General features: G+C 44.0%; 27 protein-coding genes. 19 read left to right on the forward strand and 8 right to left on the reverse strand.

Translation table 11 applies throughout. The annotated features are described in order from the left end of the window. Positions 1 to 5: 5 nt before the first annotated feature. Both HUN05_12960 and HUN05_12965 read right to left on the reverse strand, forming a co-directional pair. Positions 6 to 512, reverse strand: a complete 507-nt coding sequence (locus HUN05_12960) for a hypothetical protein (protein WDP85933.1) — start codon at positions 510 to 512, stop codon at positions 6 to 8. Positions 513 to 644: 132 nt separating this feature from the next. After that, entirely contained in the window at positions 645 to 914 is a 270-nt protein-coding gene (locus HUN05_12965) for an HU family DNA-binding protein (GenBank protein WDP85934.1), read from the reverse strand. A gap of 204 nt (positions 915 to 1,118) precedes the next feature. On the opposite strand from HUN05_12965, the gene HUN05_12970 reads away from it, so the two are divergent. Next, positions 1,119 to 1,589, forward strand: coding sequence for a chemotaxis protein CheX (locus HUN05_12970; protein WDP85935.1), 471 nt, complete (start codon positions 1,119 to 1,121; stop codon positions 1,587 to 1,589). 134 nt (positions 1,590 to 1,723) lie between these two features. Here the strand turns inward: HUN05_12970 and HUN05_12975 are convergent, their stop codons facing one another. Further along, positions 1,724 to 2,509, reverse strand: coding sequence for a prepilin peptidase (locus HUN05_12975; GenBank protein ID WDP85936.1), 786 nt, complete (start codon positions 2,507 to 2,509; stop codon positions 1,724 to 1,726). Positions 2,510 to 2,767: 258 nt separating this feature from the next. On the opposite strand from HUN05_12975, the gene lon reads away from it, so the two are divergent. The 7 genes from lon to HUN05_13010 all read left to right on the forward strand — a co-directional run bounded on the left by lon (position 2,768) and on the right by HUN05_13010 (position 9,176). Beyond that, positions 2,768 to 5,143: an endopeptidase La gene (gene lon / locus HUN05_12980; GenBank protein ID WDP85937.1), complete on the forward strand. Its 2,376-nt coding sequence runs from the start codon at positions 2,768 to 2,770 to the stop codon at positions 5,141 to 5,143. 6 nt (positions 5,144 to 5,149) lie between these two features. Next, entirely contained in the window at positions 5,150 to 5,830 is a 681-nt protein-coding gene (tsaB, locus tag HUN05_12985; GenBank protein WDP85938.1) for a tRNA (adenosine(37)-N6)-threonylcarbamoyltransferase complex dimerization subunit type 1 TsaB, read from the forward strand. Between the two features lie 74 nt (positions 5,831 to 5,904). Next, entirely contained in the window at positions 5,905 to 6,567 is a 663-nt protein-coding gene (locus HUN05_12990; protein WDP85939.1) for a phosphatidylserine decarboxylase family protein, read from the forward strand. Between the two features lie 379 nt (positions 6,568 to 6,946). After that, complete coding sequence (gene greA, locus HUN05_12995) at positions 6,947 to 7,414, forward strand: transcription elongation factor GreA (GenBank protein WDP85940.1); 468 nt, start codon at positions 6,947 to 6,949, stop codon at positions 7,412 to 7,414. Between the two features lie 38 nt (positions 7,415 to 7,452). After that, a complete protein-coding gene (locus tag HUN05_13000) occupies positions 7,453 to 7,662 on the forward strand; it encodes a DNA-directed RNA polymerase subunit omega (GenBank protein WDP85941.1) in 210 nt (69 codons plus the stop codon). 6 nt (positions 7,663 to 7,668) lie between these two features. Continuing rightward, complete coding sequence (locus HUN05_13005; GenBank protein WDP85942.1) at positions 7,669 to 8,403, forward strand: tRNA 2-thiocytidine(32) synthetase TtcA; 735 nt, start codon at positions 7,669 to 7,671, stop codon at positions 8,401 to 8,403. Continuing rightward, positions 8,400 to 9,176: a GTP cyclohydrolase I FolE2 gene (locus HUN05_13010; protein ID WDP85943.1), complete on the forward strand. Its 777-nt coding sequence runs from the start codon at positions 8,400 to 8,402 to the stop codon at positions 9,174 to 9,176. Before HUN05_13005 ends, HUN05_13010 begins: the two co-directional genes overlap by 4 nt. 6 nt (positions 9,177 to 9,182) lie before the next feature. Here HUN05_13010 and HUN05_13015 read toward each other — a convergent pair whose 3' ends face one another. The 3 genes from HUN05_13015 to HUN05_13025 are packed head-to-tail and all read right to left on the reverse strand — an operon-like array spanning position 9,183 to position 10,928. Then, positions 9,183 to 10,367 carry a D-alanyl-D-alanine carboxypeptidase gene (locus HUN05_13015; GenBank protein WDP85944.1) on the reverse strand — a complete coding sequence of 395 codons (1,185 nt, stop codon included), beginning with the start codon at positions 10,365 to 10,367 and terminating at the stop codon, positions 9,183 to 9,185. Between the two features lie 16 nt (positions 10,368 to 10,383). Further along, on the reverse strand, positions 10,384 to 10,635 hold the full coding sequence (locus HUN05_13020) for a hypothetical protein (protein ID WDP85945.1): 252 nt from the start codon (positions 10,633 to 10,635) through the stop codon (positions 10,384 to 10,386). Beyond that, positions 10,632 to 10,928 (reverse strand): hypothetical protein, encoded by a 297-nt coding sequence (locus tag HUN05_13025; protein WDP85946.1) that lies wholly within the window; start codon positions 10,926 to 10,928, stop codon positions 10,632 to 10,634. Before HUN05_13025 ends, HUN05_13020 begins: the two co-directional genes overlap by 4 nt. A 204-nt stretch (positions 10,929 to 11,132) precedes the next feature. Between HUN05_13025 and HUN05_13030 the strand changes: the two genes are divergently transcribed. The 3 genes from HUN05_13030 (at position 11,133) to HUN05_13040 (ending at position 13,230) form a co-directional block, all read left to right on the forward strand. After that, on the forward strand, positions 11,133 to 11,648 hold the full coding sequence (locus HUN05_13030) for a hypothetical protein (protein WDP85947.1): 516 nt from the start codon (positions 11,133 to 11,135) through the stop codon (positions 11,646 to 11,648). 88 nt (positions 11,649 to 11,736) lie between these two features. Next, positions 11,737 to 12,663 (forward strand): OmpA family protein, encoded by a 927-nt coding sequence (locus HUN05_13035; GenBank protein ID WDP88051.1) that lies wholly within the window; start codon positions 11,737 to 11,739, stop codon positions 12,661 to 12,663. A 180-nt stretch (positions 12,664 to 12,843) separates the two neighbouring features. Then, on the forward strand, positions 12,844 to 13,230 hold the full coding sequence (locus HUN05_13040; GenBank protein WDP85948.1) for a MarR family EPS-associated transcriptional regulator: 387 nt from the start codon (positions 12,844 to 12,846) through the stop codon (positions 13,228 to 13,230). Between the two features lie 58 nt (positions 13,231 to 13,288). Here the strand turns inward: HUN05_13040 and HUN05_13045 are convergent, their stop codons facing one another. Then, on the reverse strand, positions 13,289 to 13,999 hold the full coding sequence (locus HUN05_13045) for an IS6 family transposase (GenBank protein ID WDP85949.1): 711 nt from the start codon (positions 13,997 to 13,999) through the stop codon (positions 13,289 to 13,291). A 74-nt stretch (positions 14,000 to 14,073) separates the two neighbouring features. Between HUN05_13045 and HUN05_13050 the strand changes: the two genes are divergently transcribed. From HUN05_13050 to HUN05_13060, 3 genes are read left to right on the forward strand one after another with little or no spacing between them, the layout of a single operon-like run. Beyond that, the gene (locus tag HUN05_13050; GenBank protein ID WDP85950.1) at positions 14,074 to 14,628 is read left to right on the forward strand and encodes a sugar transferase; all 555 of its coding nucleotides are present in this window, start codon (positions 14,074 to 14,076) and stop codon (positions 14,626 to 14,628) included. Then, a complete protein-coding gene (locus HUN05_13055) occupies positions 14,618 to 15,019 on the forward strand; it encodes an acyltransferase (protein ID WDP85951.1) in 402 nt (133 codons plus the stop codon). The genes HUN05_13050 and HUN05_13055 overlap by 11 nt, the downstream gene beginning before the upstream one ends. Before the next feature lies 1 nt (position 15,020). Further along, positions 15,021 to 15,902, forward strand: a complete 882-nt coding sequence (locus tag HUN05_13060) for a DegT/DnrJ/EryC1/StrS aminotransferase family protein (protein WDP85952.1) — start codon at positions 15,021 to 15,023, stop codon at positions 15,900 to 15,902. 14 nt (positions 15,903 to 15,916) lie between these two features. On the opposite strand, the gene HUN05_13065 is transcribed toward HUN05_13060, so the two are convergent. Further along, positions 15,917 to 17,086 (reverse strand): IS4 family transposase, encoded by a 1,170-nt coding sequence (locus HUN05_13065; GenBank protein ID WDP88052.1) that lies wholly within the window; start codon positions 17,084 to 17,086, stop codon positions 15,917 to 15,919. Positions 17,087 to 17,482: 396 nt separating this feature from the next. Here HUN05_13065 and HUN05_13070 point away from each other — a divergent pair, with 396 nt between their 5' ends. The 5 genes from HUN05_13070 to HUN05_13090 all read left to right on the forward strand — a co-directional run bounded on the left by HUN05_13070 (position 17,483) and on the right by HUN05_13090 (position 22,101). Next, complete coding sequence (locus HUN05_13070; protein ID WDP85953.1) at positions 17,483 to 18,697, forward strand: ISL3 family transposase; 1,215 nt, start codon at positions 17,483 to 17,485, stop codon at positions 18,695 to 18,697. A 7-nt stretch (positions 18,698 to 18,704) separates the two neighbouring features. Continuing rightward, the gene (locus tag HUN05_13075; GenBank protein ID WDP85954.1) at positions 18,705 to 18,881 is read left to right on the forward strand and encodes a hypothetical protein; all 177 of its coding nucleotides are present in this window, start codon (positions 18,705 to 18,707) and stop codon (positions 18,879 to 18,881) included. A 379-nt stretch (positions 18,882 to 19,260) separates the two neighbouring features. Further along, a complete protein-coding gene (locus HUN05_13080) occupies positions 19,261 to 20,229 on the forward strand; it encodes a hypothetical protein (GenBank protein WDP85955.1) in 969 nt (322 codons plus the stop codon). A gap of 262 nt (positions 20,230 to 20,491) precedes the next feature. After that, the gene (locus HUN05_13085; protein ID WDP88053.1) at positions 20,492 to 21,661 is read left to right on the forward strand and encodes an IS4 family transposase; all 1,170 of its coding nucleotides are present in this window, start codon (positions 20,492 to 20,494) and stop codon (positions 21,659 to 21,661) included. A gap of 158 nt (positions 21,662 to 21,819) precedes the next feature. Beyond that, on the forward strand, positions 21,820 to 22,101 hold the full coding sequence (locus HUN05_13090; GenBank protein WDP85956.1) for a ComEA family DNA-binding protein: 282 nt from the start codon (positions 21,820 to 21,822) through the stop codon (positions 22,099 to 22,101). Positions 22,102 to 22,157 lie beyond the last annotated feature (56 nt).

Here is a 22,157-nt window from a genome sequence, read left to right on the forward strand (position 1 = left end):
ATCCACTAAAATGATACCAAAATGATACCAAAGGTAAGGCTGGTGCCCGACTTGATATTAAGCAAGGGGTTAGGCGCCTTGTTGCCTATGTTTTTTCGTACGACCAAGCCGATTCCGGCAAAAGAGATACCTTTGATTTTAAAATCCCTGGACGTATAAAATTCTTGTTTGTCGCAGCGCATTTTGGCTTTAACATCGTGCAGGGAACTCAATGGAAGTCTGAAGGCGGACCGGATATTGGTTTCAACGGCAGGCAGCTGATATTCAATGACCAGGGCCTTTGTGACAGCCTTGTTGGCCAGCTGGTACTTGTCGATAAACTGGGTGGGGTGACAAGGGATGCCTACGCGTATTTTTCTGTGTTCTGTATGGATAATGGTTGTCAAGTGGAGTTGGTCGAAACGGGTCTCATTTGTAATGGGCACACGGGGTTGGGCAATGGTAATGGTCTTATCATCGTGGTTTGTGTCATGAATGATAGATGATTTTGAAATAGGGGTCATGGTGTTCATATTGAACACCAGATCTACCCCAACAGAGGGGGGAAATATTTTTTTTACGTCGAATCCCATATGGTCAAATCGATTCAGGCAGTATTGACATGGGCAAATACTGCCTGAATTATTTTGCTACAAAGGATTTGCTTATTTTACTGCATCTTTAAGAGCTTTGCCTGGAACAAATTTGGGAACATTTCTAGCTGGAATGTTGATTTCTTTTCCTGTTTGGGGATTTCTTCCCTTTCTGGCTTTTCTTTCTGCCGTTTTAAATGTTCCAAAGCCGACAAGTGTTACAGAGTCATTGCTGGAAAGTGCGTCTGTTACCGCTTTGATTATGCAGTCAACTGCAGCCTGAGCCTCTTTCTTGCTGTTCAAAACTTCTGAAACCTTGTTGATTAAATCGCCTTTGTTCATCGTGATCGCTCCTTTTTTTGGGTTTTAGGAATTCAACTAAAAAATAGAAAATTAAGATTCCTAAAAGTTGAATAAATTTAAATCAGCTTTTTGCGTACGTTACGTCGTTGAGAAGTGCGTGTCAAGTATTTATTCACATTTTTTGAAAATTTCATTGCCAGTTTTTTTTAAACAACATTTGATCAGGTCAAACAGGAGGAAAATATGGACGTAACACTTGTAAACCCTTTTATTGAAGGTACTTTGCACATTCTTGACACAACCGCATTTGTAAAAGTAAAATCAGAACCCGTTTTTTTAAAGAGAGATTCAGTTCAACAAGGCGATATTTCAGGGGTTTTGGCGATCAGCGGAGACCTTGAAGGGTCGGCCGCGATTTCCTTTACTGAAAAAAGTATTATAGGTATTGTTTCGGCCATGTTTGGCGAAGACATGACCGAGGTCAACGATGAAATCACAGATGCTGTTGGAGAAATCAGCAATATGGTTGCAGGCCATGTAACCACGAAGATTGCTGAGATGGGTAAGAAGGTAAAGGTTAAATTTGTCAAAGTTGTGACCGGAAAGGACCAGCACATTTCTCATATTGACAGCGGAAGCCAGATTATCAGCATACCGTTTCGGACCACCAAGGGGAAAGTCGTGATAGAGGTCTGCTATTCAGATGAACGGTGATAGGGTCCTTTGAATATTTTTTTGCTTTCAAGGCGCGGCCAAATGATCGTCGGAGCCGTATATTGAATATTTTGACGATTCAAATTTGTCTGGAACCCGGAGATCGAGCCGATAGGCAAGGATTGGACGTGGCCTCATGTCCTTCCTATGATATTGATATACCAGCGAATTATATTTTCGCCCCATAGCAGGTAAATAAATGCACCGGCAGATAAAAACGGACCAAAGGGGATTCTCATTTGCCGGCCCATTTTCCCCAAAATTATGGACAATACCCCCACAAAAGTTCCCAGCAAAGATCCTGTAAAAAGTGTGAATAAGACCCCTTTGATGCCGGTTGCAGCGCCGATCATTGCCAATAGTTTAATGTCTCCGCCGCCCATACCCTGGTGCCCTTTTAATAAATAATAGGCCAGGGCAACCCCATAGAGAATACCTCCCCCTGTCAATATTCCTGACAGGCTTGATATCAGGCTCATTTCAGGGAGGAAAAAAGCTGCGGTGGCAAAGATGAAAATACCCGGGATGGAAATGACGTCGTGAATAATCTGGTGGTCAAGATCGATAAACGAGATAACAATCAGAGCAGAGCTGAAAATAAACCAGAATACAGAGACTTGGCTGATCCCGAATTTTTGAAACACCATTAGGGCAGCAATCCCGGTCAACGCTTCAATGGCGGGATAGCGTATTGAAATCGGAATCTTGCAGAATCGGCATTTTCCCCTTAATAAAAGGTAGCTTACTACGGGAATATTCAGGTAAAATGGGATACTTTTTTTACACGCAGGACAATGACTGCCCGGGGATATAATAGAGGCCTTGGCCGGAAGTCTGAAGATGACAACGTTTAAAAAACTGCCGATGCAGGCGCCTATGATAAAAACAAAAACGGGGATGAAAATGGGGTATTGAGCCATGGATATATTCCTGATTTTTCTGGATTAAGTTTGGGCTGTTGGGTGTTTCCAATCTGTTTGAGTCTTAAATTTTGATCATTAACGGGTTATCTGATTTTAAAAATATTTTTTCAAGCATATTGTAAAAAAAAAAAACTGTTTTATTCTAACTGCAACTTATAAATGTAAAAACCAAACCCAAAGGGCAGATCAGCACCGGATGAAATCCACGAGGTAGACTCCATGGCTGATTCTGTTTATCTATTTGAAGGAGCATAAATGGCAGAAGCAGATATTGATGATCTGATCGAGATCATAGAAAAAGAAGGAAATTTAGAAGATATTCCAAAAACCTTACCCATGATGCCGGTCAGGGATGTGGTGGTTTTTACGGATATGCTGCTTCCCCTGTTTGTCGGGCGGGAAAAGTCCATAAAAGCCATAGAAGAGTGTTCTGAATATGACCGTTATGTCTTTCTTGCTGCCCAAAAGGATTCAGAGATTGAAAAACCTGGGCCGGAAGATGTGTATGAGGTCGGTACCATCGGCCGGGTTCAGAAAATGATTAAAATGCCTGACGGTCGAATTAAAGCGCTTGTTCAGGGCCTTGCCAAGGCAAAGGTGGTTGAGTTCGTCCAAAAAAGATCCTTTTTCAAGGTAGAGGTGGCGCTGTTGGTGGATGATGAGCCCAAGGACCTTGATATTGAGATTGAAGCCATGATGCGGAATGTCAAGGAGAACAGTGAAAAGCTTTTGGCCCTGAAAGGCGAGTTCTCAGGTGATGTGGGAGACCTTCTGGCCCATATTGAGTCTCCGGGAAAGCTTGCTGACCTTGTGGCCTCGAACCTGAATTTAAAGGTTGATGATGCACAGATGCTTCTTGAAAAGACCGATACGGTGGAGCGGCTCAAGCAGGTCAATGACCTGCTTGCAAGAGAGCTTGATCTGTCCACGGTTCAGGCCAAGATCCAGACCCATGTTAAGGATGAAATTTCAAAAAATCAGAGGGACTATTATCTTAGAGAACAGGTCAAGGCAATTCACAGGGAGTTGGGGGAAAGCGATGATAAGCTGGCTGAGATTGCAGAATTTCGAGCCAAGATAAAAAAATGCAAACTGCCCGAAACCTGTGAAAAAGAAACCTTAAAGCAGCTCAAACGACTGGAGCAGATGCATTTTGACTCTTCTGAAGCTTCGGTGGTCAGGACCTATCTGGATTGTATTGTTGAGCTTCCCTGGAGCCGGTCAACCAAGGATTTTTTGGATATTCAAAAGGCCGGAACGCTTCTGGATCAGAATCATTTCGGGTTGGACAAGGCCAAAGAAAGGATTTTAGAATATTTAAGTGTCAGAAAACTCAACCCCAAGAAAAAAGGACAGATTATCTGTTTTGTCGGCCCTCCGGGCGTGGGTAAAACCTCTTTGGGCCAGGCCATTGCCAAAGCCATGAAGCGCAAGTTTCATAGGGTTTCCCTTGGGGGGATCCGTGATGAGGCAGAGATCCGGGGCCACCGGAGAACCTATATCGGGGCCATGCCCGGCAGAATTTTACAGGGGCTGCGCCAATGCAACACCAACAATCCGGTGTTTATGCTTGATGAGATAGATAAACTGGGCAGTGACTTTAGGGGGGATCCTTCTTCGGCACTGCTTGAAGCCCTGGATCCCGAGCAGAATTCCGAATTTTCAGACCACTATTTGAATATGCCCTTTGATCTGTCAAAGGTGCTGTTCATATTGACGGCCAACATGGCAGATACGATTCCTTCGGCCCTAATGGATCGGATGGAGATGATTCATATTTCAGGATACACCCGCCAGGAAAAGATCGAGATTGCCAAAAAACATCTGCTTCCCCGAAAATTAAAGGACAACGGGCTGATCCGCCGCTCCATTCATTTCAGCCCCAATGCCATGGAGTCCATTGTCTCTGAATACACCCTGGAAGCGGGGCTGAGGGGGCTTGAACGCAAACTTGATTCCGTGTGCCGGAAAATAGCCCGGCAGATTGCAGAAGGGAAAAAAGGCAAATTTACCATTACCAAGCAGAATCTCACCAAATATTTGGGACCTCCCCACTATATCAACGAAATGGATCAGGAAGAAAGTCAGGTCGGCCTGGCCACAGGACTCGCCTGGACTGAATTCGGAGGAGAGCATCTTTATATTGAGATTTCACTTTTCCAAGGCAAGGGCGAACTGCTGCTCACAGGCCAGATTGGAGAGGTTATGCAGGAATCTGCCAGGGCGGCTTTGACCTATACCAAAGCCAACCAGGAGGCTCTCGGGATCAAAAAAGAAGATTTTGACACCCATGATATTCATATTCATGTGCCGGCAGGTGCCATTCCAAAGGACGGCCCTTCTGCGGGGATTGCCATGGCAACCGCCCTGGTATCCGCCTTTACCGGAAAAAAGGTGAACAATAAGGTCGGTATGACCGGGGAAATTTCATTGAGGGGAAGGGTGCTTCCCATTGGCGGGCTCAAGGAAAAAGCCCTTGGCGCCCTGAGAGCCGGAATTAAAGAGGTGATCATCCCTGAAAAAAATTATAAGGATCTCCATGACATTCCCAAATCCGTAAAATCCAAACTCAAGTTTACCTGTGTGAAAGACGTGAAAGAGGTGCTGGATATTGCCCTGGAAAAGGATTAAACGTCAATGAGGCTTTTTTCTCTGAGCACGGCAGAACAGGGGGCCAGCATGGCCATTTTTGACGGCCCAAATCTTGTCTGTGAATCCTATTGGGCAAGCCCCAAGACCCATTCCAAGTGTCTGATGTCAATGGTCGAGCAGATGGTGGTGGGCCAGGCTGGTCTTGTGCTTTCCGATATTGACGGGTTTATTGCCGCCAGGGGACCGGGCCGTTTTACAGGGCTTCGTATTGGTATCTCTGTGGTCAAGGGTTTGGCCTACGGGGTATCAAAGCCCTGTGCCGGGATTTCAAGCCTTGACGGAATTGCCCTCAGGTTTTCAAATGCCTCAATGCCGGTCTGTGTGATGATGGATGCCAAGCGCAAGCAGGTCTATTCGGCGTTGTATCAGTTTTGTGGGGGCAGGCTTTGTCAAAAAAGTGATGAGGTGGTCTGTGCACCCGAACATGCCGTTGATCGTGCCGGAACTTCTGCCTTGTTTGTGGGGTCAGGGTCAAAGGCATATCAGGAAATGATTTTGGCCAGGACGTCTGGAAAGGCATGCTTTTCCCACCCGTCCATGGATCATGTGAGTGCAACAGCCTTGGTCCGGGCGGCATTGGAAGCGGATCAGGTTTTTCATTCCCCGGATCATTTGCTCGTTCCGGTTTATTTGAGGAAATCAGATGCGGAGATTAATTTTTCTTGAAACAGGTGGTATCTTGACACATCACCAAACGATTTGATATAATCATAGGGCTATGGTTATGAATATGAGGGATTATGGATAAATCAAAGTGGCCGGCAAAGGCGGTATTGCCCATTGCTGTGCCGGGTGTAAAATTTGTAGTGTCAGCCATCCTTGTTACCGGGGTGTTTTTTTATTTCGGCTGGGTGATCCCGGGTTTGATTGCCCTGGTTGCCACCGTGTTTACCACCTGGTTTTTCAGGGACCCTGAGCGCAAGATACCCTCGGGGGAGGATGTGCTGGTCTCTCCTGCCGACGGCAAGGTGATTATTGTCGAAAAGCTTGCGCCCTGTGAATACATGGACGGGCCCTGTCAGAAGATCAGTATTTTTATGAACGTCTTTAACGTTCATGTGAATCGGATTCCCCTTGACGGTCTGGTGGAAAAGGTCAAGTATAATCCGGGCAAGTTTATCAATGCCTCCTTTGACAAGGCCTCGGTTCATAATGAACGCAATGCCCTGAAAATAAAAACAGATTCGGGCAAAACCTTTGTGGTGGTTCAGATCGCCGGCCTGGTAGCCCGCAGAATTGTCAATTGTGTAAATGCAGGGGATCGGGTGCAAAAGGGAGAGCGTTACGGCATGATCCAGTTTGGCTCCCGCCTGGACCTTTATCTGCCCCTGAGTTTTGACCCGGCTGTAAGCGTTGGTGATAAAACAAGGGCAGGAAGTACCATTATCGGTGTAATGCACTGATAATGTTCGGTTAACGACTAAGTACAAGGCGTTTTATGCAAAAACCGGAAAAACCGGAAAAATTTGTTTTTCCTGATTTGTTTAGGCCAATGAATTTTTCTTGCGGCTCTGGTTTTACATTTATCCGTCTTGAGTTTTAAGGGGCGGCCATTGCCATGATTATCAGCGGTGTTTTGATTTTTCTGGCTGTTGCCGCAGGACCCTAAATCATATTATTCGGGGTATTTTCTTTTTATGTGCTGTCAGGGCCTATGATGTCCCGGGCAGCCCATTTTTCCTTGAATCGGCTGGATAGAAAACCGTATGAATAAGGGGAAGCGGTTTTTAACATTGATGACCCCGAGTATTTCAATTTAATTAAACGGAGTAAATCGTAATTTTGGATCAGATACCTATTACAACACAGGGCTTTGAGGCCTTGAAAAAAGAATTGGAAAGATTAAAAACCATTGAGCGGCCTGAAAATATCAAGGCCATTGAGGTTGCCCGTGCCCACGGGGATCTGTCTGAGAATGCAGAGTACCATGCTGCCAAGGAAAGACAATCCTTTCTCGAAGGCCGGATCGGGGAGATTTCCTATAAGGTGGGCAATGCCAAAATTATCGATCCTGAAACGGTCCCCAAGGATGTGGTACGGTTTGCCAGCCGGGTACTTGTGGAAAATCTGGATTCAGAAGAAGAGATTGAATACATGATTGTGGGGGCGGATGAGGCTGATATTAAAAAAGGAAAAATTTCCTCGTCTTCACCTCTCGGCTCTGCTCTGATTGGCAAGGAACCAGGGGAAGAGGCGGTTGTCCATGCCCCTGGCGGTAAACGTATTTATGAAATTATTGATATATTATAACCCATGGGTTTAAAATACTCATATTGGAGGATACTGCTGTGGCTCGAGTAACAATAGAAGATTGTTTGAAAAATGTGGATAACCGATTTAGCCTGGTTCACCTGGCTGCCAAACGGATTCGTCAGGTCAGAGAAGGGGCAGACCTTATGGTCAAGCCCTCCAAAAATGAAGATGTTGTGACTGTCCTCAGGGAGATTGCCGCCAACCGAATCGTTGCCAAAAAAAGAAACATCAGCGAAGACGATTAAACCAACTTGGGTCGGGGGCTGCAAAAAAAAGTGAACCGCGGTTTTGGAAAGGCGGTTCACGACTGGAAAATGATTGCCGACCAGGACCGTATTCTGGTCGGGGTTTCAGGCGGAAAAGACAGCCTCATACTATTACACCTTTTAGCCTCCCTTAAAAAAAAAGCACCTGTTGAATTTGAACTTTTTCCCGTGCATATTGACCCTGGGTTTAAAGATTGCTTTGCCCCTGACCTTAAAAGATATGTAAATTCCCTTGACCTGCCGTTGCATATTGAATATACCGATTACGGCGTTCTGGCCCATTCAGACAAAAACAGGGAAAATCCCTGTTTTTTATGCAGCCATTTGAGGCGCAAATGCTTGTTTGAACTTTCCAGGACCCACCAATGCGGGAAAATTGCCCTGGGTCATAATAAGGATGATTTGATTGAAACCTTATTTATTAATATTTTTTATGCTGGCAAAATCGGCACAATGAAGCCCAAGCAATCTTTTTTTCAGGGATCTCTTGATATCATCAGGCCCCTGTCATATCTTGAAAAAGATGATATAACAAGGCTCTGCCGCATGCAGGAAATGCCTGAGTTTGTCAATTCCTGTCCCAGTGCGGATCTGACCAAAAGGGGTGAGATCCGTAAGATGTTGGAAGGCATGTACCGGCAGAATAAACATATAAAGGGAAATATATTCAGGGCAATGGGCAATGTTGCCTCGGATTATCTTTTAAAGACGCCATCATGATTGATATCCAGAATCAACCTGACTTTAGAAATATTCCCATCGACAAGGTGGGGATCAAGGGGCTCAAGTATCCGATTACCGTGAGGGATAAAACACGGGGGTCCCAGTCCACCGTGGCAGAGATCAGCATGTATGTTGATCTTCCCCACCAGTGCAAGGGTACCCATATGAGCCGGTTTGTGGAATTGCTCCATGTTTTCAGAAAACAGGTCTCTTTAGAGTCTTTGGCCAGTATTCTTGAGGATATGAAGACCACGCTTGGGGCCAAATCTTCCCATATTGAAATTTCTTTTCCTTATTTTGTTGAGAAAAAATCCCCCAGCACAGAGTCCAGGGGGTTAATGGATTATAATTGCACCATTGTGGGGTCCTCAAATTCAGAGAAAACAGCAGACCTTGTTTTAAAGGTGGCCGTGCCGGTCACATCGGTCTGCCCCTGTTCAAAGGAAATTTCAGATTATGGGGCCCATAACCAGCGCGGTGAGGTTCACGTGTCCACAAGATTTCATAAGTTCATCTGGATCGAAGACATTGTCAATCTCGTGGAGTTGTCTGCCTCCTGTGATATATTTTCAGTCCTCAAACGGGCCGATGAAAAATTTGTCACGGAAAAAGCCTATAACAACCCCAAGTTTGTCGAGGATATTGCAAGGGATGTGGCCAAGGTGCTCATCGAAGATGAAAATATCACCTGGTTTTCCGTGAGTGCGGAAAATTTTGAATCCATTCACAACCACAGCGCCTACGCGTATATTGAAAAAACAAGGCCCTGAAGTTTTTTAGAAGGTCTTGTTGTCCACCATGGCTTTTAGTTTCTGTTTGATCTCTGTGTATCCGGGATCTGTCCGGTTGAGCATGATCACAAAGGGGTAAAGTCTCTTGTCTTTGCCCTGGAAATACCCTGCCCGGGTTCTCACATCTGAGAGCGTCCCTGTTTTATAAAATTCATTTTTATCTTTTTGCATGAGATCATAAAAGGGCATAAACCCTTTGAGAATAACGAGCATCTGCTGGGCGGAAAATCTGTTCTGCCTTGAAAGACCAGATCCTTCTTTTAGGGTAAAATCCTTTAATTCAAGTGTTTCTCGTGCAAACTGTCGGATCTGTGCCATTCCTTTTTCAAGGGTTGCCGGCGGTCCTGATGCGTGGGCTCCCATGGTCAGCATGAGCTGGTTGGCCATAAAATTGTTTGAAAACTGCAGCAGTTTTGCAACGACTCGGTCCAGGGTAAAGTCAGATTCATACTCAAGAATGGACGAGGACGAGGACGAGGCCTCAAAGGTCCCGAGTCTGACAGCGCCGGTGACACGAATGCCTTTTTTTTCAAGAAACGCCTTGATCAAAAGCCCTGGATATTTTTTTCTTTGGTCATGGGATAATAAAATCCTGCCCCGGGCCTGCCCGGTGGCTCGAATCTGGTCTTGGAATATGTTCAGCAGGGGCGTCTGGGGCTCTGCACTGAGGTAACGGTCGGTTGTTCTGTCCCGTTTAAAGAAAACGGTGTTAAAATTTGCGCACAGGGCGCCGGTGGTGGCATCATAAGGATTCAGCGAGCTGCCCGTGCCCGGAATAATGATGTCAGGATGAAAATAATCATGGTCAAGAATGATATCATGAACATATTGAATCTTTGTCTCCTGGATGATCTTATCGGTTAAAACTTGAATTTTTTCTGAAATAAACAACGGATCCCCAAACCCTTTGATGTGCAGATTGTTGGTCTTTGTATTCAGGCTTGCCCATGTTTTGAATTGGTAATCCGGTCCAAGGGTTTTTAATGCCGTAAGGCTGGTTAAAATTTTGGTAATCGAGGCGGGGATAAGTTTTATGGTTTCATTTTCAGCATAAAGGATGTTTCCCCGGTCATCCGAGAGAATAACCCCGCAGGTTTTTGCCGGGCAATCGATGGCCGTACAAAGAATAGAAAGGGTCAAGAATAAAAGACAAAGCAGTTTGTGGGGCATGGCAAAAAAAAGAGGCCTATTTGAATAAAAGGATAAAATCATTGAAAATTTTTTTAATCTTAAGTTTTTGTTTCAAGGATTCCCATTGATCTGGAAATGCAATCGGGGCAAATTGAACCTGGGCGGTATAGGGATGACCTTTCAGACTCTTGTCATAGGGGCCAATCTGTAGGTTCATGGGGGTGCAGACCATGCCCTCATAGCTGAGAATGGTGTCCAGATTATGGGCTGTGACGGATTTTAACCCGTGCTGTTTAAGAATGTTCATGAATGCATTTTTTTTGCCCTGGCCTCAAGGGTGGCGTTTGAATCCTGGGGTGTGGCGGATACCACATGGGACAAGGGAATTATAGAAAAATTTTCCGGGTCTGCGCCGGTTTCTGCCGGGGTCATGGTGAGCTGGCTTTTGATTGTTTTATGGTTGGCGTGTTTTATGTCAAGCCGGATATAATAGGTTTTGATTCCGGCAAAGCCCTTGGCCCATAAAGGGTTTGGCGTTGTAACCCCCAGAAGGCTGCAAAGGATGGGGTATAGAATGAAAATTTTTAAAAGCCAAGGCATAGATATTGTATAAGTCTTATATTGTATGGGTTTAAAATTGGGTTTAATTTTTTTATCTAAAATAAAATGGCTGTTAAACCAGTCAGCCGCTAAAGTTTATGCGGTTTCATGACGATTCGTTTTTAACATGAATAAAGGTTTTGAATCAATGCTAAAGAAACAGGTTCAAGATTTGTCTAACCTGTAAACGACAAGGAAGGGAAAATGAAAAAACTTTTGGTATTGTCAGTCGGTCTTTTGGTTTTATTCTTTTACGGTTGCAACACTGGCAGTCAGTCTGTTTCCAGTGCGCCCGGCAGTGTGCTTGATCCTGCCGGCGGCAGTGCAGACAACCATAAAATTGTTACCTTTTATGTCGCAGGCAAGGGGTTGGAGCCTGAAAACGCCCTTACAAAAGGGGAAGCCGTGCTCATGGCAGAAAGGGCTGCTGTGGCCGACGTATACCGGCAGCTGGTGGAAAAGGTCCGCGGCGTTTATGTGGATGCCTTTATGAAGGCGGGCAGGGGCACTGTCAACCATGATGCCATCCAGGTCCATACCCAGTCCTGGCTCAGGGGAACCGAAGTTATGGAGATCACCCAGGGTGAATACGGGATCACCAATGCAAGGCTTCGGCTGAGGATCAATTTCTCCAAAGAGGGCATGGTCTGGTGGCCTGTGGGCATCGGGGAAAATGTCAAACCTGTGGCTGCCTCTACAAGCAACGTTACGGGCGGGTAATCTTCATATATACTTTTGATTTAATACCATCATCATTAATTCAAGGCCGGCCTGGGTGGCCGACTGTCGTATCATAGGGGGAGATACCATGGATGCGTTGCCGCTAATTGCAAAATTTAGGGCCAAAATCGTGTGTGTCATGTTTCAGGTGTTGTTCTGCATTGTTCTTTTTTCTGGAAATGCCCATGGGTTTTATGAAAAAAAAGGCTTGAACATAGAGGCCTATTCCATGGCCGAGCTTAAGGCTGTCATAGATGAGTACCGGATTCAGGCAAAGGTGATCAACAAGCAGATCCAGGATGTTGAAAAAGATCTGGACTGGCTGGTTCTTAAGATCAATCGGATATCAGATTCTGGAAGAAAAATACCCGCTCAGCTCAAGCATTCAGTCGCCTTAAAAGAAAAAAAAGCAGTCCAGCTGGGCAAACAGAAAAACCGACTGGAAACCCTTGTGCTTGGGTATGAAAAAGCATATGCGGCAAAGGCCGAGAAGATGGCCCCTAAAAAAATATCCAATATCAAGGTCAATCCCATTGCCGCGGCAACCACCAAAGTACCGGATGCCTCAATGACCCAGGGTAAAATCTCTGATATTGAGCTTGCCGTCAAAAAAGCAGGGCTTGAAGACTGGGTTGAAGTTTTAAATGCCGACGGCGGCTGTGCCAAGATCAACAATACCCTGCCCATCCTTTTTTCATCGGGTAGTGCAGTCCTGGCCAAAGAGTATCAATCCTTTTTAAAAAAACTGGCCTATTTTCTTAAATCCTATGATGTAAAAATCTATGTGAACGGATTTGCAGATCCTGACCCTATTCACACCCCAAAATATCCCTCCAACCTTGAACTGGGTGCATCACGGGCGGCAAACCTTGTTCATGAAATGGTCAAATACGGCCTGAAACCCGATATTTTTAAAATCGGCACCACAGGCGAATACCGCTTTGCTGCAAAAGAGCCTTCCCAAAATAAATCCTTTCAGCGGCGTGCCCAGCTCACCGTGGTCTTTAGCGGATAGCTTTATAAATTAAATTTTTGCCATTACAGGGTGTTGTTTTTCGCAACATCCTGTAATTGTTTTAATATGATGCCTGCTTGATGCGAATTGATTTGTAAACGGAATTTAATGACTCAATTTCGGTGTTTATTATCTGAAAATCCTTGACCTTAACCCCTGTTTGTCCTATAAGTTCAATCCATGAACGCTCCGTTAGACGATGAAATCAGATTTAAATTGCTCACGCTTTTAAAAGACGAACCTAAACTCACCCAGAGGGAAATGAATCAGCTCATGGGTATCAGTTTGGGTCGACTCAATTTTTGCGTTTCCGCCCTTGCTCAAAAAGGGCTGATACGGATTGAGCGATTTAAAAATAATTCAAATAAACCTGGATACTTGTATCAGATCACACCCTCTGGACTTAAGGATCTTGCCCATCTGACCGTTAATTTTTTGCAGCTTAAGCTCAAAGAATACGAGCAGATTAAAAAAGAGATAAAAAAACTGTCCGAACAGGTGAGCAAGATGGATTCCCAGTTGTGTGATGACCCTGAATTATTGAGTGATTTGAAAAAGATCACCTGATTTTAGGTTCTGTTGCAAAAAATATTTCCAGGACAAAGAGATCGTTCAGGCGTAAAATTTACGCAGCATAAGAAAACAGATTTTCGACGAATTCTTTCTGCTTTAAAATTTCTCCCTTCCTGATATTTTTAACTTGTCCTTTTCTGATCATGTTCATAATTTCATAGCCTTTTAGCGTCCGCCAGGCAGAATGAAATGTCTTGAACCCCATACCAGCTCTGACAAGCTTTTTGATAAACCGGTGGTCTTGCTCAATAATATTGTTCAGATATTTATTCTGTCTTAGGATACAGTCCTTATTCAGAAGCTTTTTTTCTTTCAAAGCCTTTACAGCCGGAGGATATGCAGGATTTCCGTCAACACTCAGAACCCGAGGTCTGGAGCTATTGGAAGCTCGCAGCATCTTTTTAAAAAATCGTTTGGCAGATTCCATATTACGTCTGCTGCGAAGAAGAAAATCGATGGTATTTCCACGGGAATCGACCGCTCGGTAAAGATACTTCATTTTCCCCCGCACCTTGATATATGTTTCATCAATACGGTAAGAATCATTTGATTGCCGCAGATACTTCCTGCTTCGCTTTTCCATTTCAGGAGCATAGCGCTGAACCCATCGGTAAATGGTACTGTGATCCACAGACAAGCCCCGTTCTTGCATCATCTCTTCCAGATTCCTGTAACTCAGTTGATATCTCAGATACCAGCGAACATTCAACAGGATGATTTCTTTTTCATAATGACGCCACTTGAAAGGGTTTTCATTTTTCATACTATCTCTCTGCAAACAAATTAGTGCCAAAACGGACTTGTATCAGACATTAATAATTTTTTGCAACAGAACCGTTGTTTCCTTTGCTTTGCCTGATTGCTGTATTGGTAAGGCATAAGCTGGGCACTCCTGTGTTTTTTAAACAGATGCGGCCCGGTCTGAAAGGCAGACCTTTTGTCATGTATAAATTTAGAACCTTAACCCAGGATATGGATTCCAATGGTCAATTACTGCCGGACGAGAAAAGAATGACTCGGTTTGGTGCAAAGCTCAGGCAATCGAGTCTTGATGAGCTGCCTGAGCTTATGAATGTGCTCACAGGAGACATGAGTCTTGTGGGGCCACGGCCATTGCTGATGCAGTATCTGGATCGGTATTCACCTGAGCAGGCAAGACGCCATGACGTCAAACCAGGCATCACAGGCTGGGCCCAGGTCAATGGGCGGAATCTGCTGTCATGGCCTGAAAAATTCAAACTGGATACCTGGTATGTTGATCATCATCATTTTTTGCTTGATTTAAAAATTTTGTTCCTGACCATGGCCCGTGTATTAAAACCCCAAGGGATCAGCCAGGAAGGGCAGGTGACCGCAGAAGAGTTTATGGGGAATACAGACCATGGAAAATAGATTTTTAGATTGGACATTCCCGGAAATAGTTGACGGGAAACCAACCATTTATAATTGGGTGGTTCAGCATGTTAAAGGCCTGACGCTTGGATTTAAAACAGATATTGGTGCTTTTTCATATATCAATGCAAGATACGGGGTTGAAATTGGAGATAATGTTCAGATCGGCTCTCATTGTGCCATTTATTCAATTTCAACCATTGATGATAAAAAAGGAAAGGTCATTTTAAATAAAAACTGTTGTATCGGTAGTCACAGCACAATTATGCCGGGGGTTACCATAGGAAAAAATTCTGTGGTGGGCGCACATAGCTTTATTAATAAGGATGTCCCGGACAATGTGGTGGCCTGTGGGGTGCCTGTTAAAATAATAAAAAAGGTGGAGAAATAAAATGAAATTTGCTCCATGGCCATATTTTGAAGATGATGAAATTCAGGCGGCAGTCAATGTGTTGAAATCCGGCAAGGTAAATCAGTGGACCGGAACAGAGGTGACAACCTTTGAAACAGAGTTTTCAGGGTATATCGGGGTGGAATATGGGGTTGCCCTTGCAAACGGCAGCCTTGCATTGGATTTGGCCCTGAAAGGGTTGGGCATAGGCAAGGGGGATGAAGTGATCGTAACGCCCCGATCTTTTATTGCCTCTGCAAGCTGTGTGGCCCTCCAAGGCGGTGTGCCGGTGTTTGTGGATGTGGATCCGGTCAGCCAGAATATCACTGCGGATACCATCGTTTCTGCCGTCACCCCAAAGACAAAGGCAGTGATTGCGGTGAATCTGGCCGGCTGGCCTTGTGAATTAGGTAAGATAAAGAATTTGTGCGCTGATCATAACCTTTTTCTCATAGAGGATTGTGCCCAGGCCCATGGCGCTTCTTACAAGGGCAAAAAAGCGGGCAGCTTCGGGGACTGTGCTGTTTTTTCCTTCTGCCAGGATAAGATCATGACAACTGGCGGAGAAGGGGGGCTGCTGGTCACAAACAACAAAGAGCTCTGGGAGCGGGTGTGGAGCTATAAAGACCATGGAAAAGGATATCAGGAATCCAATACCAGTAAACCTGCATCAAGATTTAAATGGCTTGCCAGCAGCTTGGGTACCAATTGCCGGATGACGGAAATTCAGGCGGCCATGGGCCGGGTGGTCCTCAAAAAGCTGGATGCCTGGGTTGGAAAAAGACAATCGTTTGCAGGCATGTTTAACGAGGCCTTTTTAAATATTTCCGGGCTCAGGACAACGATACCCAATGAGAACATTTTTCATTCATACTATAAATAATCAGTGATGTCCGGTTAGGTTTTTGCTTGCTCAATAATTTTTTGATCTTTGACAATATTGTCCCTGTTTGAACTATGAGAGCCCTGCTCCTCGCAGCCAAACAGGTCATTTAGAATGGCGGTTCGCAGCTGCCGAACTCTTTTGATCGTGACCTTTTCATTAAACTGTTTTTGGCAATGGATTGCCAGTAACAGGTAAGTGATAAGGCCGCCAAGAATCTGAACCATAAGGCCGTATTCACTGCGGGCAATGAGATGATATACCTTCAGATGTTCTTTCCACCATTTGAAAAAATCCTCAATGGTCCACCGGAGTTTATAAATTGTTGCTATTTGTTCCGCTGTTAAATCATGCCTGTCAGTTGCCACATAGTATTTGACGCCAGCAATTTTATAGCCAACAACCCGAACAGGCCTTTTCGTCTGGTTTTGATTCGGAGTACCAAGTTTAACCAGTGCATCATAAAAAATGTAGCTGTCGGAAGGGGTCTCGTGGTTATCAATAATTGTTCTTGTTGTCCTGGTTTTTATACGGCAGACAAAATGTTTGCCTTGCTCCTGAAGCAGGTCAAATTCTTTATGGGATTGATATCCACGATCCATAACACCTGTTTGCCCCTTGGAAAGTATTTTGGGAACAAAAGTGCGTTCAGCGCCGTTGCCTTCAGTCAAAAAGATTTTGTTTGGGATTCCGTGATTAATGTCAAATCCGCAATGTACTTTGGCTTTTTTACTTCCTTTTCTGTAGTTCGCCCAGTGCATTGAAAGGACTGCATTTATGAGACTACCGTCAATGGAAACCAACTCTCCTAACTCGGCGTGTTCACCCGGATGACACTCAAGAGCCTGTTTATAAAGATCCTCAAAGATAAATTGCAGTTGTTCGAGTCCCCTGTGATTGATGGCTTCACAGAAACTACTACGGCTGATACCACCGTCTGGCGCAATATTTTCTTTAGCAAAAACATTCTCCTTGAGATCCTGAATTAAATGTCGGGCAGACTTGTGCTCCTGAAGATGGAAATAAACCAAAGCATTTATCTGGTCTTCGAATGTCATTTTTAAAGGGCGGTCTCCTCGAGATTGTAATTCCGGTGCTTTTGAAAGTGACTTTATCAGAGGGCACCTGAAATTGTCAAAGTTCAGGGACCGTAGTTGTTTTTTAGGGACTGAGATGTGCGTCATTTGAGCTCCTTGAGTTAAGTTTTCAAGGCGCACAAAAATTTTTACGCACATTTGTCAACACAAAACCGACTGTTTTTTCAATGATTTTAGATGCTTTTTATATGCAACAACCTAACCGGACACTACTGATAAATATTATGTGTTCATCAATCTGGAAGCGCTTAAATCTGATTGGGACACCTATCGGGTTCTCGATGCTTTGAGGGGAAATGGTCTTCCCTGCAATGGAGGAATTTGCCCTGAAATGGGGTTCATCAGAAAATCGCGTACCTGGACTGAGAAACATCACTGGGAAGGCAATAACACAGTAAGGATTTTTATGCTTGAAATGATGGTGTGAACATGATCATGTTCTAATTTTTTTGTGTTATTCGCACAAAATCGGAGAATGAATTAATGTCCACAAGCTTCATATACCATGCCTTTGGCCTTCGTGACTACTTTTATAAAACAACGCGTTTCATCGGTGGAATAATCACTTTTGAACTCATACCAAAACCGGAGGCGGTAAAATGCCCGGAATGTAATTCCAGGTCCGTCACCAGGAAAGGGATTGTGACAAGAGATCTCAGAACAATACCGGTAGGTTCAAAACCCGTGATTCTCAGGACGGCTATCCAGAGAATTTGGTGTTCGTTCTGTCAATTTGTCCGGCAAATCAAACTATCCTTTGCCCAGGAGGGGAAAAGCTATACCCGGGCTTTTGAACGGTATGTCTTGGAGTTGTCTCAGTTCATGACAATCAAAGATATTGCCATCCATTTAAGGATCAGCTGGGATACGATAAAGCAGATCCAGAAAGAAGACCTGCTGAGGCGTTATCGAAATATCCCCCTTGAGAAAGTCCGGCAGATTGCCATAGATGAAATTTCCATAGGGAAAGGGCATAAATACTTGACCATCGTGATGGATCTGGAATCCGGTAGAATTCTGCACGTGGGAGAAGGAAAAGGTGGTGAAGCTTTGAAATCTTTTTGGACAAAAGTGAAAATATCGAAAGCAAAAATCAAAGCCGTCAGCATCGATATGTCCCCGGCATACTTGAGTGCTGTTATTGAAAATCTTTCTGGTTCAGCAATTGTCTTTGACAGATTTCATGTTGTTAAATTGTTCAATGAGAAACTGTCGGATTTCAGGCGAAAGCTCTACAACCTTCTTGCCAATACCGGGCAACAAAAACTTCTGAAGGGAGTCCGGTGGCTTTTGTTAAAAAATCCCGAAAACCTCAGTGATGACAAGAAGGAGGCCCAACGGTTAGAAGAAGCATTGAAAATAAATCAGCCGCTATTGGTAGTCTACTACATGAAAGAGGAACTCAGGCAAATATGGAATCAAAAGAAAAAAGAAACAGCTGAAAAGATAGTCAGCAATTGGATCAATCTGGCCAATATTTCCAAAATTCCAATGTTGATGAAATTTGCCAAGACCTTGGCTGTGCACAGGCAAAGAATCCTTTCATACTATGATTACAGGATATCTACAGGTCCTTTAGAAGGGACAAATAACAAGATAAAAACCATGAAACGGAAAGCTTATGGATACAGGGATTCGGAGTTTTTCAGGTTGAAACTTTTGGACCTTCACAATAAAAGGTACGCATTAATCGGATGAACCTGAAATGGTCTTTAAAAATTATCCCCATAGAATCTTTGGATCAAGGAATGACAGGCTGCCTGTGGCAAAACAGTTGGGCGAAACCTCAATGATGTTTATGGTTCATCCGACCTTGGATGAAACCATGATTCAGTTTGTCATTGACCAGGTTAAAAAGGTTATGGCCAGGGCGGTCCGATAGGGTGAGTTTTTTTAAGCGCCTGGGCCGGCACCCCTCCCTGGCAAATATTTCAGGAGAAGTCCTCTGGGTTTGGTATCTTCTCTTCGGTCATTGCTATTTTTGGCGGGACCCGTATTCTCACCTCCCTATTGTCAACGACAGAATATGGAAAGCTTGCCCTGGTTGTTAGCGTTGCCACTCTGGCAACATACAGTTGCGGGACCCCCCTCGGCCAGACGGCAACTCGGTTTTATCTGATATATGTGGAGGAAGGCAAGTCCGGTCTTTTTTTTTCTTATCTTAAACGCGCTTTGGCCTGGGGGGCAGGAGGGATCCTCTGTGTGGGGGGGGGATGGCGATTGCCAGCATTTGGATTGACCGACTCCCGGGGTGTTGGGTCATGCTGGGCGCTGCTTTATTTGCAGTTCTGATTTTTTTGAACCGCGTGGCCCTCGGGGTGGAGGATGCTTCACGCCAAAGGCATTACCGGACCGTAACCCAGAGCGTTTTTGAAATAGGACGGTTTTTTATGGCCGTCTGCTTAATCCTTTGGCTGAGTAAACCGTCGGCTGAGATGGCTTTGGCAGGATTTGTTTTAAGCGGACTGGTGACGATGGCAGTTCATTTTTTTTTCTTGAAAGAATTGGTAGTAAAATCCAGCGGTAAACCTCAATTGGACCAGGACCAATCCAGCATCACAGATATTAGGAGACTCACCCGTTTTCAGCGTCCCCTGATTATCAGCAATCTCTGTGTATGGGTTGTCATAATGACCGAACGTTGGTCGTTGCAGTATTTTGGGAGTCTTTTCGAGGTGGGGGGATATGCAGCTGTTTATCAATTGGCATTTGCCCCAATGATTTTTTTGAGTAATTTTTTTATCATATTGACAGAGCCAATTATCTATCAGATCGTTGGAGCAGGTAAAAGTAGCGAGGCCAATAAAAAAATATTTTTGGTGAATCAGTATCTTTCCGCAGGCATTCTTATTTTATCCTTGGGTTTATCAATGTTTTTCTTTTTTTTCCATTCCACGATCGGATATTTTCTTTTAGGAGAGGCATTTCGTTCCTATAGCTGGTTATTCCCGTGGCTGGTGTTTGCCGGGGGCTGCTTTGCCACAGGACAGCAATTATTGCTCAAGTTGAGTTGTGAGATGCGTACCCAAGACTTGGCAAAGCTGTGGGGAACTCTGGCACTTGTTGCAACGGCAAGTTATGTCATTGGTGCTGGGTTTTGGCAGTTAAAAGGAGTTTTAGCTGCTGTCGTGTTTGTTAATATTGTGCTGGTAGCGCTTGCTTTTCACAGGGCTGGTCAACAAAAAAACAGTTCAATCGAGTCTGCACTTGGAGCAGGAAAAATAAATTAACATTCAGGATCGAATCCTCTTAGCTTCAGCAAAGGCCGTTGAAAATATTATAATAGGGCCTGCACATATCCCTAATCATAAATAATAAATAAAATAATATGTTTTTTCAATTGACTGTTTTGTGCAAATATTTTCAGTAGTGTCCGGTTAGGTTGTTGCATATAAAAAGCATCTAAAATCATTGAAAAAACAGTCGGTTTTGTGTTGACAAATGTGCGTAAAAATTTTTGTGCGCCTTGAAAATTTAACTCAAGGAGCTCAAATGACGCACATCTCAGTCCCTAAAAAACAACTACGGTCCCTGAACTTTGACAATTTCAGGTGCCCTCTGATAAAGTCACTTTCAAAAGCACCGGAATTACAATCTCGAGGAGACCGCCCTTTAAAAATGACATTCGAAGACCAGATAAATGCTTTGGTTTATTTCCATCTTCAGGAGCACAAGTCTGCCCGACATTTAATTCAGGATCTCAAGGAGAATGTTTTTGCTAAAGAAAATATTGCGCCAGACGGTGGTATCAGCCGTAGTAGTTTCTGTGAAGCCATCAATCACAGGGGACTCGAACAACTGCAATTTATCTTTGAGGATCTTTATAAACAGGCTCTTGAGTGTCATCCGGGTGAACACGCCGAGTTAGGAGAGTTGGTTTCCATTGACGGTAGTCTCATAAATGCAGTCCTTTCAATGCACTGGGCGAACTACAGAAAAGGAAGTAAAAAAGCCAAAGTACATTGCGGATTTGACATTAATCACGGAATCCCAAACAAAATCTTTTTGACTGAAGGCAACGGCGCTGAACGCACTTTTGTTCCCAAAATACTTTCCAAGGGGCAAACAGGTGTTATGGATCGTGGATATCAATCCCATAAAGAATTTGACCTGCTTCAGGAGCAAGGCAAACATTTTGTCTGCCGTATAAAAACCAGGACAACAAGAACAATTATTGATAACCACGAGACCCCTTCCGACAGCTACATTTTTTATGATGCACTGGTTAAACTTGGTACTCCGAATCAAAACCAGACGAAAAGGCCTGTTCGGGTTGTTGGCTATAAAATTGCTGGCGTCAAATACTATGTGGCAACTGACAGGCATGATTTAACAGCGGAACAAATAGCAACAATTTATAAACTCCGGTGGACCATTGAGGATTTTTTCAAATGGTGGAAAGAACATCTGAAGGTATATCATCTCATTGCCCGCAGTGAATACGGCCTTATGGTTCAGATTCTTGGCGGCCTTATCACTTACCTGTTACTGGCAATCCATTGCCAAAAACAGTTTAATGAAAAGGTCACGATCAAAAGAGTTCGGCAGCTGCGAACCGCCATTCTAAATGACCTGTTTGGCTGCGAGGAGCAGGGCTCTTATAGTTCAAACAGGGACAATATTGTCAAAGATCAAAAAATTATTGAGCAAGCAAAAACCTAACCGGACATCACTGAAATATTTTAGTATTTTTTATCTGATTCATTCTGAACTTTAATCTCGTTTGCATTTTCAAATTTTTCTTTTTGATTTTCCCTCATTTAAGGATTCTTCTATTTCGGGGCAGGGATTTGACACCTTTAAATTGAAGGAGAAAAATTATGCTAAGAATTAAAACAAGGGCTATTTTTATTGTTCTTTTCCTGGTGCTGGCCGGTCTGATTTCACCGGTATATGCGACAGATGACAAAGTCAACATCAACACGGCCAGCAAAGAAGAACTCATTACACTAAAATATGTCGGTGAAGCAACCGCAGAAAAGATAATTGAATATCGAAGTGCACATCCTTTTGTGGTGCCTGAAGATATTATGAAGGTTAAGGGGGTCGGACAAAAAACCTTTGACGTAAATAAAGATCGCATTTGCTGTGGTGAATCATAGATATAAAACCTTTAGATCATAATCCCTGGCCTCGGATTACAAACCTTTACTTGATA

Origin of the sequence: Desulfobacter sp., from assembly GCA_028768545.1 — a bacterium.
Taxonomy (GTDB): Bacteria; Desulfobacterota; Desulfobacteria; order Desulfobacterales; family Desulfobacteraceae; genus Desulfobacter.